The 14,761-nt window shown below is 39.7% G+C and carries 17 protein-coding genes; 10 read left to right on the top strand and 7 right to left on the bottom strand.

The window, feature by feature from the left end; translation table 11 throughout:
• Nucleotides 1–50 precede the first annotated feature (50 nt).
• A complete protein-coding gene (locus tag AC106S_RS07430) occupies nt 51–653 on the top strand; it encodes a nitroreductase family protein (protein ID WP_482438464.1) in 603 nt (200 codons plus the stop codon).
• Nucleotides 654–712: 59 nt separating this feature from the next.
• On the opposite strand, the gene murI is transcribed toward AC106S_RS07430, so the two are convergent.
• The 5 genes from murI to AC106S_RS07405 form a co-directional block, all read right to left on the bottom strand.
• Nucleotides 713–1,543 (bottom strand): glutamate racemase, encoded by an 831-nt coding sequence (gene murI / locus AC106S_RS07425; RefSeq protein WP_482438463.1) that lies wholly within the window; start codon nt 1,541–1,543, stop codon nt 713–715.
• A gap of 60 nt (nt 1,544–1,603) precedes the next feature.
• Nucleotides 1,604–2,728 carry a radical SAM family heme chaperone HemW gene (gene hemW, locus AC106S_RS07420; protein ID WP_482438462.1) on the bottom strand — a complete coding sequence of 375 codons (1,125 nt, stop codon included), beginning with the start codon at nt 2,726–2,728 and terminating at the stop codon, nt 1,604–1,606.
• A 52-nt stretch (nt 2,729–2,780) separates the two neighbouring features.
• Entirely contained in the window at nt 2,781–3,731 is a 951-nt protein-coding gene (locus tag AC106S_RS07415) for a PorP/SprF family type IX secretion system membrane protein (protein WP_482438461.1), read from the bottom strand.
• 51 nt (nt 3,732–3,782) lie between these two features.
• On the bottom strand, nt 3,783–4,865 hold the full coding sequence (locus AC106S_RS07410) for an RluA family pseudouridine synthase (protein ID WP_482438460.1): 1,083 nt from the start codon (nt 4,863–4,865) through the stop codon (nt 3,783–3,785).
• A gap of 71 nt (nt 4,866–4,936) precedes the next feature.
• On the bottom strand, nt 4,937–6,034 hold the full coding sequence (locus AC106S_RS07405) for a PASTA domain-containing protein (protein ID WP_482438459.1): 1,098 nt from the start codon (nt 6,032–6,034) through the stop codon (nt 4,937–4,939).
• 156 nt (nt 6,035–6,190) lie between these two features.
• On the opposite strand from AC106S_RS07405, the gene AC106S_RS07400 reads away from it, so the two are divergent.
• The 4 genes from AC106S_RS07400 (at nt 6,191) to AC106S_RS07385 (ending at nt 8,956) form a co-directional block, all read left to right on the top strand.
• A complete protein-coding gene (locus AC106S_RS07400) occupies nt 6,191–7,180 on the top strand; it encodes a D-alanine--D-alanine ligase (protein ID WP_482438458.1) in 990 nt (329 codons plus the stop codon).
• A gap of 85 nt (nt 7,181–7,265) precedes the next feature.
• A complete protein-coding gene (coaD, locus tag AC106S_RS07395) occupies nt 7,266–7,730 on the top strand; it encodes a pantetheine-phosphate adenylyltransferase (RefSeq protein WP_007844215.1) in 465 nt (154 codons plus the stop codon).
• A 40-nt stretch (nt 7,731–7,770) separates the two neighbouring features.
• Nucleotides 7,771–8,124, top strand: coding sequence for a four helix bundle protein (locus AC106S_RS07390; RefSeq protein ID WP_482438457.1), 354 nt, complete (start codon nt 7,771–7,773; stop codon nt 8,122–8,124).
• Between the two features lie 199 nt (nt 8,125–8,323).
• Nucleotides 8,324–8,956, top strand: a complete 633-nt coding sequence (locus AC106S_RS07385; protein ID WP_482439563.1) for a trimeric intracellular cation channel family protein — start codon at nt 8,324–8,326, stop codon at nt 8,954–8,956.
• Between the two features lie 58 nt (nt 8,957–9,014).
• Here the strand turns inward: AC106S_RS07385 and AC106S_RS07380 are convergent, their stop codons facing one another.
• Both AC106S_RS07380 and AC106S_RS07375 read right to left on the bottom strand, forming a co-directional pair.
• On the bottom strand, nt 9,015–9,584 hold the full coding sequence (locus tag AC106S_RS07380) for a DUF2892 domain-containing protein (RefSeq protein WP_482438456.1): 570 nt from the start codon (nt 9,582–9,584) through the stop codon (nt 9,015–9,017).
• 69 nt (nt 9,585–9,653) lie between these two features.
• Nucleotides 9,654–10,154, bottom strand: a complete 501-nt coding sequence (locus AC106S_RS07375) for a dihydrofolate reductase (RefSeq protein WP_482438455.1) — start codon at nt 10,152–10,154, stop codon at nt 9,654–9,656.
• A gap of 72 nt (nt 10,155–10,226) precedes the next feature.
• On the opposite strand from AC106S_RS07375, the gene AC106S_RS07370 reads away from it, so the two are divergent.
• The 5 genes from AC106S_RS07370 (at nt 10,227) to AC106S_RS07350 (ending at nt 14,650) form a co-directional block, all read left to right on the top strand.
• A complete protein-coding gene (locus AC106S_RS07370) occupies nt 10,227–10,838 on the top strand; it encodes a LemA family protein (protein WP_482438454.1) in 612 nt (203 codons plus the stop codon).
• Nucleotides 10,831–11,259: a TPM domain-containing protein gene (locus AC106S_RS07365; RefSeq protein WP_482438453.1), complete on the top strand. Its 429-nt coding sequence runs from the start codon at nt 10,831–10,833 to the stop codon at nt 11,257–11,259. The genes AC106S_RS07370 and AC106S_RS07365 overlap by 8 nt, the downstream gene beginning before the upstream one ends.
• A complete protein-coding gene (locus tag AC106S_RS07360) occupies nt 11,240–12,058 on the top strand; it encodes a TPM domain-containing protein (protein WP_482438452.1) in 819 nt (272 codons plus the stop codon). Before AC106S_RS07365 ends, AC106S_RS07360 begins: the two co-directional genes overlap by 20 nt.
• Before the next feature lie 189 nt (nt 12,059–12,247).
• On the top strand, nt 12,248–12,769 hold the full coding sequence (locus AC106S_RS07355) for an NAD(P)H-dependent oxidoreductase (protein ID WP_482438451.1): 522 nt from the start codon (nt 12,248–12,250) through the stop codon (nt 12,767–12,769).
• Nucleotides 12,770–12,772: 3 nt separating this feature from the next.
• Entirely contained in the window at nt 12,773–14,650 is a 1,878-nt protein-coding gene (locus tag AC106S_RS07350; RefSeq protein WP_482438450.1) for a monovalent cation:proton antiporter-2 (CPA2) family protein, read from the top strand.
• Nucleotides 14,651–14,761 lie beyond the last annotated feature (111 nt).

Raw genomic sequence — 14,761 nt, 5'->3', positions numbered from 1 at the left:
GATAATAAACTTACATTAATTTTGTAACTATAAAAATGATAGTATAAATTATGAGCTTTTTAGAAAAAATGAAAACAAGGTATACAGTAAAAAAGTATAACCCACAGGCAAACATCAGCGAAGAACAAATTGGTGAACTGAAAGAAATTCTGAATCTGAGCCCTTCTTCCATCAACAGCCAGCCATGGAATTTTATCTTCATCAGCAATCCTGAATTAAAAAAACAGCTGGCAGAAGTTTCTTTCATTAATAAAGAAAAAGTGCTGGACTGCAGCCATCTGATTATTTTCCAGGTAATAAAGGAAACTGAAGATTTTGAAAAACAAATTGAAGAAAATCTTCCTGAAGGAGCCGTGAATTATTACCGGAACAGGGTGAAACCCAAAGGCGAAGCTGCTGTAAAATCATGGCTGGCCCATCAGGTTTATTTATCATTAGGCATACTGCTTTCTGCCTGTGCCGATATGGGAATAGATTCCACACCGATGGAAGGGATTGAACCGGAACAGTACGATGAAATCCTGAAAAATGAAAAATATGAAACCTTATTCGCCGTAGCAATCGGAGTTAAGGAGGAAACGGATGCCAATCAGCCGAAATTCAGTCCAAAGTCCAGACTGAAAGCGGAGAAAATCATTCTGGAAACACTGTAAGCCAATAATGGGTTTGAAAATCAAAAAAGGCTGTTTTCATCATGAAACAGCCTTTTAATTTATAATACTTTCAATTCCAGATCGATCGTCTTACCGAAGAATTTTTTCGAGATCTTTTCAAAATTTTTGGTAAGATCGGAAAGATAGAAATGATAATTAGGTTTGACATTATTTTCATTCAGGAGATTGTATTTGTCCAGAATGATCTTCAGATGATTGGCTACGATATTCGGGGAATCAATCACACGGACACGGTTTCCGTAATACTGCTTGATCTCATCAATCAGCAGCGGATAATGCGTACAGCCGAGGATCAGGGTTTCTATATTCTTCAGCTTACTGTTGCTCAAATAATTATAGATGATCGCATGGGTAATCGGATGGTTTTTAAAACCTTCCTCAATGGCAGGAACCAGCAGCGGCGTAGCCAGTTCATCCACTTTGATCCATTTATTATGCTTGCGGATGCTCTTTTTGTACAGTCCCGAATTTACGGTAGCTTTCGTAGCGATTACCCCGACATTATTGTGGATTTCGTAAGATACTTTTTCAGCCACAGGATTGATGACATCAATTACCGGAACTCTTCCCGCAACAGACTGCAGAACTTCGTTCAGAGCATTGGCCGTAGCGGTGTTACAGGCAACCACAATCGCTTTACAGTTCTGTTCCAGCAGAAAACTGGTGATCTTGGTTGAATATTCTATGATCGCTTCTTTTGACTTTTCGCCGTAGGGAAGGTGCTTGGTATCTCCAAAATAGATCAGATCCTCATTCGGAAGGAGTCTTTTAATTTCTTTGGCTACGGTAAGACCACCCACCCCACTGTCGAAAATACCGATCGGCTGGGCAGGTGAAAGATGCGAGTAATCTTGTTTTTTAGTTTTCAAACGAACTGAAATTTTATACAAAAATAGTGAATTTTATGGCACGGCTGCATATATCAGCCATTATACGATAAACAAATCCGAAGCAATCCCGTCTGCCATGAACCAGTGTTTTTCAGGAATTTTCAGATGATTGTTCTCTGTTATTAAAATTCCTTCTTCCAGTTTAGCTTTTATTTCTTTCTGAAAGTGTTCAAGAATACGATCTGAAAACTTACTGCTAAGGCTTTCCAGATCTACTCCCCAGATGGTTCTAAGCCCGATCATGATCATTTCATTGAACTGATCTTCCCGGGAAAGCAATTCCTCTTCTTTAGCAAGGTTCTTAATGCTTAATTTTTTAATATACTGCTGATTGTTGGCTACATTCCAGCTTCTGATATCATGTCCGTTGTAGGAATGAGCTGAAGGACCTATCCCAAGATACTCTTTATATTTCCAGTATGAAGAATTGTGTCTGGAATAAAAACCCGGCTTTGCAAAATTCGAGACTTCGTAATGCTCAAATCCGTTATCTTTCAGAAAATCGGATAAATAATAAAACTCCCTGTTCTGTTCTTCTTCTTTCGGACTGATCACTTTTCCTTTTGAGATCCAGTTTTCCAGGGCCGTTTTAGGTTCTACGGTCAAAGCGTAGGAAGAAATGTGAGGAACTTCAAGAGCAATGGTTTTATTTAAATTTTCTTTCCAGATTTCCAGATTAGAGGTTGGTGAGCCGTAGATCAGGTCAATGCTTAAATTTTCAAAGCCGGAATCCTGGGCTCTTTTGATGGAACCTTCTGCTTCTGAAGCATTGTGTGCACGGTTCATCAGCTTTAAATCTTCATCAAAGAAGCTCTGTGTTCCAATGGAAAGACGATTAACCGGCAGTTTTGAAAGCTGTTTCAGAAAATTTTTGTCCAGATCGTCCGGATTGGCTTCGAGGGTAATCTCAATATCTTTATCGAAACTGAAATACCGGAGCACTTCATCAATCAGAGAACCGATTTCATCTGCTGAAAGAATGGAAGGAGTTCCGCCTCCAAAGTACAGGGATTTTAAATTTTTATCCTGAAGTTCATCTTTCCTGAGTATGATTTCCGTTTTCATAGCACGGATCATCTCATCCTTAAAGTTCAGGGATGTAGAAAAGTGAAAATTACAGTAGCTGCACTTCTGTCTGCAGAAAGGAACGTGAATATAAATCATAAAAAAAGCTCTGAAAAAATTCAGAGCTCAAATTTATTTAAATTAAATCAGATTAATATCTAAATCCTCTATGATTAATAAAGTTGTCGAAGTTATACCCAAGACTGATCATGAAGCTGTTTCCTCCATACGTTTGGATATCAGACATTCCGATGTTATAGGTTGCTCCAACCATGAATTTATTAAATCTTACTTTCACTACCGGTGCAACCTGAAGTTCCTGGCTGTCGAATCTGTTCTGTACTGTTCGATAGCTTACCCCGAAAGAGAAAGAGTTGATATCATTAAAGAATGTACCCATTAGGTTATAATCGATCATTCTTGTTGAGTTCGTATTTAAGTTGATTAAAGCTGACGGTGTCAGGAAAATATTATCTGCTAAATGCCAGTTGTATCCTAAATTAAGGAAGAACTTGATTGGTGAAGGTTCAATTCCGTTTACGATTGCTTTATCGTTACTTAAAGCAATATCGTTCACAGAAACTCCTGCAAAAATATTTCTATAAGTAGCCGCAGCTCCGAAGTTGGCATAAGCCATAAAGATATTTCCTTCTTTTCCAATCAATAACGGATCATAGCCATCTTCAACGTTTACTGAAGTATAGTCGAAATTCATGTTATAGAAACTTACACTGGTACCGAAAGAGAACTGATCTTTTCTTTCCCCCTCACTACTTAGTGGGATAAAGTAAGAAGCACCAGCAGTAATACCACCTGCAGAGATAGGCCCGTTGCTGTCTCTGAAAATAGAAAGTCCCGCTCCCACTCTATCGAAAATGTTTCCATTGATTCCGATAGACTGCGTATTTGGAGAGTCGCTGAACTTGTCAAATTGTTTGTGATAATTGGCGTTGAGCTGTACGTAATCTGTCTTTCCGTATTGAGCTGGGTTGAACAGGAACTCACCATCCAAAAGATATTGCTGATAGTATGGTAGTGATTCTTGTGCTTTGTATGCATTCGACAAAAGAGCTAAACATACGATAGCATATAGTTTTCTCATAACAAATCTTGATTTCAATTCAACAAATATAAAAAAATTCTCAATATATTTTTAGTTTTCCAAATAATTTCTCCATTTTTTTACAGCATCCGCCATATCTTTTGGCATTGGGCTTTCAAAATACAATTCCTTCTTTGTTGTAGGATGTATAAAACCTAAGGTATGAGCATGCAGCGCATGTCTTGGCAGAATATCAAAAACATTTTTTATAAACTGTTTATACTTAGGCAGATTGACACCGCGTAAAGGAGTATGGCCTTCATATCTTTCATCGTTAAACAAAGTATGGCCAATATGCCTGAAATGTGCCCTGATCTGGTGTGTTCTTCCTGTTTCAAGCTTGCATTCCACCCAGGTCATATATTTAAAACGTTCCAATACCTTATAATGGGTAACCGCGTGTTTTCCCTGGCTTCCGTCTTCATATACCGACATCTGCATTCTGTTTTTCGGATGTCTTCCGATATGCCCTCTGATTGTACCTTCATCTTCCGGCATATTTCCCCACACAAAAGCCCAATACAGTCTTTTGGTTGTTCGGTTGAAGAACTGTTTAGCCAGAAAGCTCAAGGCATATTCATTTTTGGCAATCACCAGAAGTCCTGAAGTATCTTTATCAATTCTGTGAACAAGTCCTACCCTGTCCAGATCAGATTTCTCTCCGTTTTTTTCAAAATGAAACGCCAGTGCGTTTACCAGTGTTCCGTCCCAGTTTCCGAAACCGGGATGTACCACCATTCCTGCTTCTTTATCTACAACGACAAGATCATCATCTTCGTATATAATATTCACAGGAATATCCTGCGGGATAATTACATTTTCTCTTGGCGGATGCGCCAGCAATACGGAAATCTGGTCTCCGGGCTTCACACGATAGTTCTGTTTTACCGGAGTTCCGTTTACCACCACATTTCCGGCACGGCAGGTCTGGGAAATCTTGTTTCTTGAAGAATTCTGTCTGTATATCAACAGGAATTTATCAATACGCAGAGGTTCCTGCTTACTGTCTACTGTAATGTTCAGATGTTCATACAGCCCTTTGTTTTCTTCATCAATATCAATATTTTCAACACTGTCTATATTTTCAGAATCCAGTAATTCTTCGTCAAAAAAATCTTCGTTATCTTCTGCCATTGTTTTATTTTTTACGCAAAAGGCCTCAACATTTTGCAGTTGAAGCCCTATTTTTTTATAATAAGTTATTATTATTCTATAACCATCTTCTTAGCTTTTGGCTTTTGAGCGGGTTGCTGCCCTGTTGCAGAGGATGCCGGTTTGGCATTTGTATTTCCGGCTGACGGATTAGCGGAAGACGTCTTAGGCTTCTCTGTTGCAGATCCCGCCGGTTTGGCAGGAGCTGCCGCTTTTGGAGTCTCCGTTTTCACAGGCTCAGGCTTTGGCGCGTCTCTTTTAGGAACAGGAACAGCCGCAGGCGGATCATCATAGCTAGGAGTAGGATGAGCCGGAATTTCTTCATAACGTACCGGCGGCAGTGAAGTATCCACTTTCATGCGGTAGATAGAATTCAGCTGGCTTATTTTAGCTCCCAGTTCAGCAGGTGTTTTCTTACTGGCCCAAAGATCGATCTGCATTCCCTGATCCCTTACATCACCGGATGCAGGATCCTGATAGTAGATAATATCAGATTCGTCTTTTCCTCCGTCTTCATGTTCCACAAGACCTACTTCAAACATGCTTTTTGCAATTACCACTCTTGCTTCCTTTACAGTTAATCCTATAACGCTGGGTATTGAGATATTTCTCATAGGACCAGATCCTACGACAACATCAATCATGGAGAATCTTGGAAGACGGGCTCCCGGATTCACTGCATTTCCTTTATATAATATCCTCAAAAGAGCATCTTTCTGAATACTCGGCTCATAAATTGTATCCCCGATCTTCAATCCCACCTGATCCAGTCTCTGGAAAGCCAGTCCTGAATACTTATTGATTACATCCGGAACGGTAATAGGTGCCCAGGTTCTTGGGTTCACTACAATTCTTACCAATGATCCCGGTTTTACCCTGGAACTGGATAGCGGGTGCATCTTCAAAACCTGAAAAGGCTTAAATTTAGGATTATATTCTGCACTGTCCACTTCATATTCGAGGCCTGTGTCCTCTAATATTTTCACAGCATCATATACCGATTTATTAATAACATTGGGAACCGGAATCTCCTGTCCATGATTGGTGTGGTATTCCAGCCAGCGGAACGTAAGCCATACCAACCCCACAAAAACACCGATGGCTACTACTAAGTTCAGCAAAACTTTCCAATTGAAAAGTGATTTAAGCATACTTAAAAATACTTTAATTATAACGGCAAATATAGCTAATAATTTTAGAATGTGCTTTTTATTTAACACATTTCATTTTCGTCTTTAAAATTTCAGGATTTCCCTTATTGCAATATATAAAATGTTTAAATTTGCCTTAATTGATACTATATGGTTATGAGCAAAAAATGTGTTGCCGTTGTCATGGGAGGCTATTCTGACGAATATGTCGTTTCTTTAAAAAGCGGTCAGCTGATCTATGATTCTCTGGACAGAAATCTGTATAATGTATATAAGGTAGTGATTCTTAAAGATGAATGGTATTTCCTGGACGAGAATGATAAAAAATATGAAATCAACAGAGGAGACTTCTCTGTAACAACAGAAGACACCGGTGAAATCCTGAAATTTGATGTCTGCTTTAATATTATACACGGTACACCGGGTGAAAACGGGATACTTCAGGCCTACTGGGATGCCATAGGACAAAAATATACCGGATGCGGCTTTTATCAGAGTGCTTTAACATTCAATAAAAAAGACACACTGGCCGTATTGTCTAAATACGGAATTCCTGCTGCCAAAAGCATCTATTTAAGAAAAGGAGAAGCCATCAACATCGATGAGATCACAGAAAGCCTGGGGCTTCCTCTTTTTGTAAAGCCGAACCAGTCCGGATCTTCCCTCGGAATTTCCAAGGTAAAGGAAAAATCTGAGCTGATTGCCGCCACAGAAGTTGCTTTCAAAGAAGACAACGAAATTCTTATCGAAAGCTTCCTGAACGGAATGGAAGTTTCCGTAGGAGTTATTGACTTCAAGGGAGAAACCATCGTTTTAGGAATCACTGAAATTGTTCCTACCAATGAATTCTTTGATTATGAAGCCAAATATGAAGGCGCTTCCGAAGAAATAACCCCCGCAAGAATTGATGATGCCACCAGACTGAGAGTGGAAGAAATCGCAAAAAGAGCCTATAACTCATTAGGAATGAGTGGTTTTTCAAGAAGTGAATTTATCCTGATGGACGGAATTCCATACATGCTTGAAATGAATACCAATCCAGGTTTTTCTCCGGCCAGCATCCTGCCGCAACAGGCAAGACATTACGGAATCTCTATCATGGATCTTTGCGGAAACGAAGTAGAAAAAGCTTTACTTAAAAAATAGAAAGTAGTAGGGATAAATTATAGGTATGCTGTAAAAAACACATGCAGCCCGTTCTTTATCACTCAAAATTCATAACTCATACAACATGAAAATTGCTGTTTTCCCCGGATCATTTGATCCTATTACCCTGGGACATTATGATATTATAGAAAGAGCGGCTCCGCTTTTTGATAAATTAATTATTGCAATCGGGCAGAATTCCCAAAAAAAATATATGTTCCCTCTTGAAAAAAGAATGGAATTCATCCAAAACTCGGTAGCGGAATTTCCGAATGTAGAAGTAGATTATTTTGAAGGTTTAACAGTAGATTACTGTTTTGAAAAAAATGCCCAGTTCATCATCAGGGGATTAAGAAACCCCGCCGATTTTGAATTTGAAAAAGCCATCGCTCACACCAACCGGACACTCGCCCACAAAAAACTGGAAACCGTATTCCTTTTAACCTCATCCGGAAAATCCTTCATCAGCAGCAGTATTGTCCGGGAGATCATCAACCACGGAGGAGAATACGAACTTTTGGTTCCGGACTCGGTGAGAGTAGAGAAATGAGTAATCGGTAATGAGCAATAAGTAATTTTGAGGTCATCATATGGAATATAATCAGATTTTCAGAGATAGAACTAAAAGCTTTGCCATTTGTATCATTAAGGCTTTGTCTTCTCTTCCTTATTCTGATGATATTTCGGTGATAAGAAAACAGGTAATAAGATCGGCTACCTCAGTTGCTGCGAATTACAGAGCTGTTTGCAGATCAAGATCTGACAAAGAAAAATTTGCCAAAATCTGTATTGTCGTTGAAGAAATCGATGAAACACAATTCTGGCTCGAGATTATTGAAGAAATGCAATATCTGAGTCATGAAAAAATATTGGATTTAAAAACAGAGTGTGAAGAACTGGTGAAAGTGATGACTAAATACAAATTCAAACTATCTAAGATATAAAGACACATCGTTTTTATTACCCATTACTTATTCCTCATTACTCATTATTTATGGTAATCGGTAATGAGCAATAAGTAATTTTCCGAAAAAAATCTTACATTTAAAAGCAGAATGTAAAGGTTATAAAATATTCCATTCTAATGATCACCGAATGAAATGGCATAATTTTTATTACCCATTGCTCATTACCCATCATTATATGCACGAACAGTTCAATTTTGCCATAGAAGTTCTCGGAACTATTTCCTTTGCCATGTCAGGGAGTTTTGCAGCGATGCAGAAACGTCTTGATCCGTTTGGTGTGCTCATTATTGCGTTCGTCACATCCGTAGGCGGAGGAACAGTAAGGGATCTTCTGCTCGATATTCCTGTTTTCTGGATGCATGATCTCCTCACCTGTGCCCTGATTCTGATTACCGGAATTTTTGCTATGGTATTCAAATCCATTGAAAAGAATTTTAAAGTTACCCTGTTTATCTTCGACAGTTTCGGATTGGGTCTTTTCACCATTATCGGAGTTCAGAAAGGTTTAAACGCCGGGATCCATCCATTAATATGTATTGCCCTGGGGACCATTACCGGATGTTTCGGAGGGATTATCCGGGATATTCTGCTGAACAGGATTCCTCTGATCTTCAGAAAAGAAATTTATGCGACTGCATGTATTGTAGGCGGGGCATCATTTCTTCTGATGACTAAATTCACCTCATTATCCTATACATTCATCCAGATCTTTACCATTATACTGATTGTTGCCATCAGAACACTGGCGGTAAAATATCAGTGGCAGATGCCTAAGTTTTACGGCTATGATCAGAACTCGGAAATGTAATTCACAGTGTAATCAAAATAAAAAAGCACCTGGGGTCCAGGTGCTTTTGTTTTATTTGTTAGAAGAATTTTCCTCTCTGTCTCATGTTTGGATTATGCATATGCTTCTGCATGGTAGGCATTTTCAGCTGGTCTTTCATCATTTTGATCTGATCCGTCATCATTCCTGCACTGTCTAATCTTTTGGCTTCGTCCAGAAGTTTCTGACCTTCCTGTTTTCTTCCTTTGGATATCGCAGCAGCAGCCAGGTTTAAGGTAGCCATCGCTCTGTCATGCTTCATATTCAGTCCATATTCCAGAGCTTTCTTCATTAAAGGCTCTACTTTGGCAGGATGTGCCTGTGCCTGCGTAAGACCTAATAAATAATGATAGTATCCGTATTGGGACTTATGAAGCTGTGTCTGGTAATTCGTGATATGCGTTAACCATTCAGCGGCTTTTTCCATATTCTGTTTTCTCAGCTGCCAGAAAGCAAGGAGAATATATTCGTTTTTAAAGAAAAGTAAGATCGGCAGTGAAGCCATAAGGAATACAACGATTCCCCAGCCTAAACTTCTCGTAAATTTCATCATATAAAGTCCTAAAAGGATAAGAACTGCCGCAATTACAATTTTTATGTATTTATTCATTATTCAATTTTAGAAGTGCAAAGATAAAGAATTTAGAGGTTAGAACCCAGAACTTGGAACTTAGAATTTTTACACTTCTTCAGTCCTGATTCTTTCAAACGTCTGAAAACAGAAATCGTACGAATTTTTCTCATCCTTCTCATAGCAGGTTTCATCTGTTTTCATCCAGATTTTCGGATCTATCTTTGGAAAAAAAGTATCGGCTTCCAGATCTGCTTTCACCAGAGTAACTTCAAGTCTGTCTACCAGATTCATCGTCTGCTCATAAATATTTCCTCCACCAATAATGAAAATATCCTCATCAATCTTTTTTGCAAATTTTACAGCCTCTTTGATGCTACCCACAATAAGAATCCCTTCTTCAAACCAGTCGTTTTTTCTGGAAACAACAATATTGGTACGGTTGGGAAGTGGTTTTCCGATACTTTCATATGTTTTCCTTCCCATAATTACAGGGTGTCCTGAAGTAATTTCTTTAAAGTGTTTCAGATCTTTAGGAAGATGCCAGAGCAGTTTGTTATCAAAGCCGATCTCATTCTTCTGTCCCATCGCTACCACGATTGTTGTCATTCTAATAATTTTCTGCAAAATTAGCACATAATTTGTATATTTGATTAGCACAAAAAATTAAAAAAATAAACTATGAAAAATAAAGGCTGTCTGAGCGCAGGAACTATCGGTATCGCGCTGCTTATCATTGTTGCAGTTATTTTCTTCTGGGGAAAAAGCGGCTACAACAATTTCGTTAACAAAGAACAGAATGTAGATGCCAAATGGTCCAATATTGAGACTGTTTACCAGAAAAGAGCCAATCTTATTCCTAATCTGGAAAGAACCATTAAATCGTATTCCAAATTCGAACAGGAAACTTTAACAAAAGTAGTGGAAGCCCGTTCTAAGGCAACTTCTATCAATATTGACCCTACGAATATGACTGAAGCTGATATGGCTAAATTCCAGGCAGCACAGGGAGAATTATCCGGAGCATTAAGCAGGCTGATGGCTGTAGTGGAATCTTATCCAAACCTGAAAGCTGACCAACAATATATCAACTTCCAGAGAGAGTATACAGCTATTGAAAACAGCATCAGAACCGAAACGGTTTATTACAATGATGCCGCTAAAGAATACAACACTTCCATCAAAACGTTCCCGAATAACATTCTGGCCAATTTTACCAACTTTAAAGAAAAACCTTATTTCAAGGCAGAAGCCGGAGCTAATAAAGCGCCTGAAGTATTCAAAGATGAATAAATTCCTGACCCATCAGCAGATTGGTTCCCTTGTGGAAGCCATACAGTCGGCAGAAGAACATTCTACGGGTGAAATCAGAGTGCACATAGACTCCAATACCGAAGACCGGAATGCACAGACTGCATTTGAGGTTTTCAAGGAACTCTGTATGAATAAAACGGCCGACAGGAATGCTGTGCTCTTTCATGTGAATTTTGAGAAAAAATACCTCACCATTATCGGGGATATCGGGATTCATGATAAAGTACACCAATCCTACTGGGATCATCTTCATGATTATATCACCACTGAATTTGCCAAAGGAAATTATTACAAAGCACTGAAAAGCGCTATCCTGGAAACCGGTATTGAGTTAAAAAAATATTTTCCCGTACAGGGAGAAAACCCCAACCAGCTCCCCAATGAAATTACGTTCTCTTAAAATAGTATTTTCATTTATTCTGCTCTGCTTTTACACTTTTGTATCAGCACAGTATACCATTCCCCCCAAGCCGGCAGTTCTTTACCCTGTTGTAGATGAAGCCGGGCTGCTTACCCGGCAGGAAATCAATGAGCTGAACAATAAGCTGATTAAATTTGCAGACTCCACCTCAACGGAAATTGAAGTTGTCATCATTCGGTCTACCAAAGGAGAAGACATTAATTTTCTGGCAACAATGTTCGGTGAGAAATGGGGAATCGGGAAAAAAGGGGTGGATAACGGTGTTGTCTTTCTGATCGCATCGGAAGACCGTACGATGGCCATCCAGCAGGGAAGAGCCGTAGAACAGTATCTTACCGCTTCAGTAGCAGGACAGATCATTGATTATATCGTAACCCCTCATTTCAGACAGGGAAACTGGTATGAAGGGATTAACCGCGGTACTTCAGCAATCATGGAAGCTGTTGAAGGAAAGTTCAAACCAGCAGAGCCCTCATCATCTTCCGGCAGCGGAAGTGCCTTGAAAATACTCATCATTGCATTTGTTATTTTTATCATCATCGCCATTCTCTTCGGAAATAAAGGAGGAGGAGGACGTGGCGGCGGAAATTATGATGACGATGATGTGATTATCACCAGACGCGGGCGCAGAAATTATCCCGGCGGATTCTTTCCTTTCCCGGGAGGCTTCGGAGGTGGCGGTTTTGGAGGAGGAAGTTCCGGAGGTGGCGGAGGAGGTTTCGGCGGCTTCGGTGGAGGCGGAAGCTTCGGTGGCGGAGGTGCATCCGGCGGATGGTAACTTAACACTATTTAAAATTCAACATAATCGGGCTAAACAGTCCGATTTTTATTTAAAATACTAAAAAACAAAACTTTCTTTATTCTTTTTAACATTAAATTCAGTTTTATATATTAAAAAATTAACAAACCAATACAAAAACTGGTTTTAATTCAATTTTTTTTCATTATATTTACTGAAAACAGGTTTATGAAGAAGACGCTGGTAGTTTTTGCCCATCCTTATCTGGAGCACTCCAATTCGAATGTGGAGCTCATTAATTTCTATGTGCGCCACCAGCATTATACTTTAAGAGACCTTTACGAAGAATACCCTGACTTTCATATTGCCGCTTTCAGGGAAAGGAAACGCCTGAAAAACTATGACCGCTTTATTTTCCAGTTCCCGCTCATCTGGTTCGGAATGCCTCCTCTGCTGAGATTGTGGATTGATGAAGTTTTCAACAGGGAATGGCTGAAGGAGAATGAAGAAAATCCGCTGGAAGGCAAAGAAGTTTATATCCTCGTCACCACCGGGGGGAAAGAAAGATCTTTCAGCAAAAACGGAACCTACCGGTATACTGTTGATGAGCTGATCAGCGGACTGATCGTCTCTTTAAAGGTTTTCAAAGCAGATATTAAACACATCAAAATTGTATACGAAGCCAACAAGCTCAGTAAAAAACAAATTATCCTACATAAAAAAGAATTTTCAGAACTTTTGAATCAGTAGCCTATGGAATCCAGCTTAGCAATGAACACATTAATTTTCCTGGGAGTGGCCATCATTATGGTTCCTCTTGCCAGGAAATTCGGGCTGAGTTCTGTGATCGGCTATATTCTGGGCGGCATCATTATCGGACCTTACGTTTTAAGACTTACGGGAAAAGATGTTAACGATATTATGCATGCCAGTGAATTCGGAGTTATCATGCTTCTCTTCCTTGTGGGACTGGAACTGGAACCCCGGAAGTTCTGGGAAATGCGGAAGAAAATCATGGGTCTGGGGCTGACGCAGATGGTCCTGACCATATCGCTGCTGTTTCTTGTTTTTATAAGTGCCGGATGGAGGATAGACAAAGCAGTTGCCGTTGCCATGTGCTTTGCATTGTCTTCTACGGCCATTGTTCTGCAGACACTTCAGGAGAAAAACAACCTTAAAACAACTGCAGGAGAAGCTTCCTTCTCTACCCTTCTCTTTCAGGATATTGCTGTGATCCCTATTCTTGCCGTTCTGCCGATTATTGCCAATTATAAAGCCAGTCATCACGATAATGAAATCCAGATCCTGATTCAGAAACTTCCGGAATGGCTTCAGGCCGGAACCGTAATCTTTGGCGTTGCTTTTCTGATTCTTTTAGGCAGATATGTATTCGTGCCGTTCTTACGCTATGTTTCCAAATCAGGAATGACGGAACTTCTTACCGCCTCTTCCCTGTTTCTCGTGATCGGAGTCTCTGAACTGATGGTTGCGATCGGGCTTTCACCCGCTCTGGGAGCCTTCCTCGCAGGAGTCATGCTGGCCAACAGTGAATTCAGACATGAGCTGGAAGCACAGATCAATCCGTTTAAAGGGCTTCTTCTTGCTGTTTTCTTCGTCAGTGTGGGATCAACGATTAATTTTAATATTATTCAGAATGACCCTTTGTTTATTTTCAGTACGGTACTGGCTGTATTGTTGGTAAAGTTTATGGTATTATATACTATTGGAAAATTTTTCAGGATAGATACGCCACAGAGTCTGTTTTATGCTTTTGCCCTGTCGCAGGTTGGAGAATTTGCTTTTGTACTGATCAATTATGCATCTGATCTTTATCTTTTAGGCCCGGAGCTCAATGCACAGATGATGGCCGTTACCGCCATTACTATGTGCATCACTCCTGTTCTTCTGATCATTAACGATAAATTCATTACCCCGAAATTCATTAAAGAAATTCCGGAAGGAGAACATGACTATAATATTCTTGACAGTAACGTGAGCCAGAAGAAGATCATTATTGTCGGTTTCGGACACTTCGGCAGCACCGTAGGACGTCTTTTAAAAGCCAATAAAATTTCAGCGACCGTTCTGGACAGGGATTCGGATCGTGTAAAACTGCTGAGAAGCTATGGTTTTAAAGTTTATTACGGAGATGCAACAAGGATCCCTATTTTAAGGGCAGCCGGCATTGAAGATGCTGAAATTCTGGTTCTGTGTCTTGATGATCCGGATGATAACAAGTTCATTGCCGATCTGGTCCGCGAACATTATCCGAAAGTAAAAATCTTTGTACGTGCGAAAAACAGGATCGATGCTTATGATTACCTCAACAACGGGATCACTAATATTTACCGGGAAACTTTAGGAACAGCGGTGGATATGGCCGTAGATGTACTCCATGAAACGGGAATGAGAAAATATGCTGCACGACGTCTCGGCCAGAGATTTATGGCTATTGATAAGGCTTCTATCCGGAAACTGGCAAAAACAAAATACGACGATGACGAAATCCTTTTATTTACAACGAAAGAAATTCTGCAGAGGGAAGAAGAATTATTAGCTTATGACAATTTAAGTTTTGATATGGGGAATGTAGAAGATTATCCTACCAGTACGGAAGAGGAGGAAATTTAATTCATTCACTATCTTCGATAAAAAAAATCTGACCTCCAATACAATAAAAGAAAAACCCTGATTAATAATAATGAAATATACAAAGGTTTCGGGGGGCGGCGGCCGGCGCAA

The sequence above is a fragment of the Chryseobacterium sp. FR054 genome (assembly GCF_056844565.1).
The sequence above is the reverse complement of the archived record's forward strand: the minus strand, read 5'-3'. Positions and strand labels throughout refer to the sequence as shown.

Bases quoted from the DNA above. Each gene is read 5' to 3' on its own strand.
- AC106S_RS07430 (WP_482438464.1), top strand. From the start codon at position 51: ATGAGCTTTTTAGAAAAAATGAAAACAAGGTATACAGTAAAAAAGTAT.
- hemW (WP_482438462.1), bottom strand. From the start codon at position 2,728: ATGATTTATATTCACGTTCCTTTCTGCAGACAGAAGTGCAGCTACTGT.
- AC106S_RS07415 (WP_482438461.1), bottom strand. From the start codon at position 3,731: ATGAGAAAACTATATGCTATCGTATGTTTAGCTCTTTTGTCGAATGCA.
- AC106S_RS07410 (WP_482438460.1), bottom strand. From the start codon at position 4,865: ATGGCAGAAGATAACGAAGATTTTTTTGACGAAGAATTACTGGATTCT.
- AC106S_RS07405 (WP_482438459.1), bottom strand. From the start codon at position 6,034: ATGCTTAAATCACTTTTCAATTGGAAAGTTTTGCTGAACTTAGTAGTA.
- AC106S_RS07400 (WP_482438458.1), top strand. From the start codon at position 6,191: ATGAGCAAAAAATGTGTTGCCGTTGTCATGGGAGGCTATTCTGACGAA.
- coaD (WP_007844215.1), top strand. From the start codon at position 7,266: ATGAAAATTGCTGTTTTCCCCGGATCATTTGATCCTATTACCCTGGGA.
- AC106S_RS07390 (WP_482438457.1), top strand. From the start codon at position 7,771: ATGGAATATAATCAGATTTTCAGAGATAGAACTAAAAGCTTTGCCATT.
- AC106S_RS07385 (WP_482439563.1), top strand. From the start codon at position 8,324: ATGCACGAACAGTTCAATTTTGCCATAGAAGTTCTCGGAACTATTTCC.
- AC106S_RS07380 (WP_482438456.1), bottom strand. From the start codon at position 9,584: ATGAATAAATACATAAAAATTGTAATTGCGGCAGTTCTTATCCTTTTA.
- AC106S_RS07375 (WP_482438455.1), bottom strand. From the start codon at position 10,154: ATGACAACAATCGTGGTAGCGATGGGACAGAAGAATGAGATCGGCTTT.
- AC106S_RS07370 (WP_482438454.1), top strand. From the start codon at position 10,227: ATGAAAAATAAAGGCTGTCTGAGCGCAGGAACTATCGGTATCGCGCTG.
- AC106S_RS07365 (WP_482438453.1), top strand. From the start codon at position 10,831: ATGAATAAATTCCTGACCCATCAGCAGATTGGTTCCCTTGTGGAAGCC.
- AC106S_RS07360 (WP_482438452.1), top strand. From the start codon at position 11,240: ATGAAATTACGTTCTCTTAAAATAGTATTTTCATTTATTCTGCTCTGC.
- AC106S_RS07355 (WP_482438451.1), top strand. From the start codon at position 12,248: ATGAAGAAGACGCTGGTAGTTTTTGCCCATCCTTATCTGGAGCACTCC.
- AC106S_RS07350 (WP_482438450.1), top strand. From the start codon at position 12,773: ATGGAATCCAGCTTAGCAATGAACACATTAATTTTCCTGGGAGTGGCC.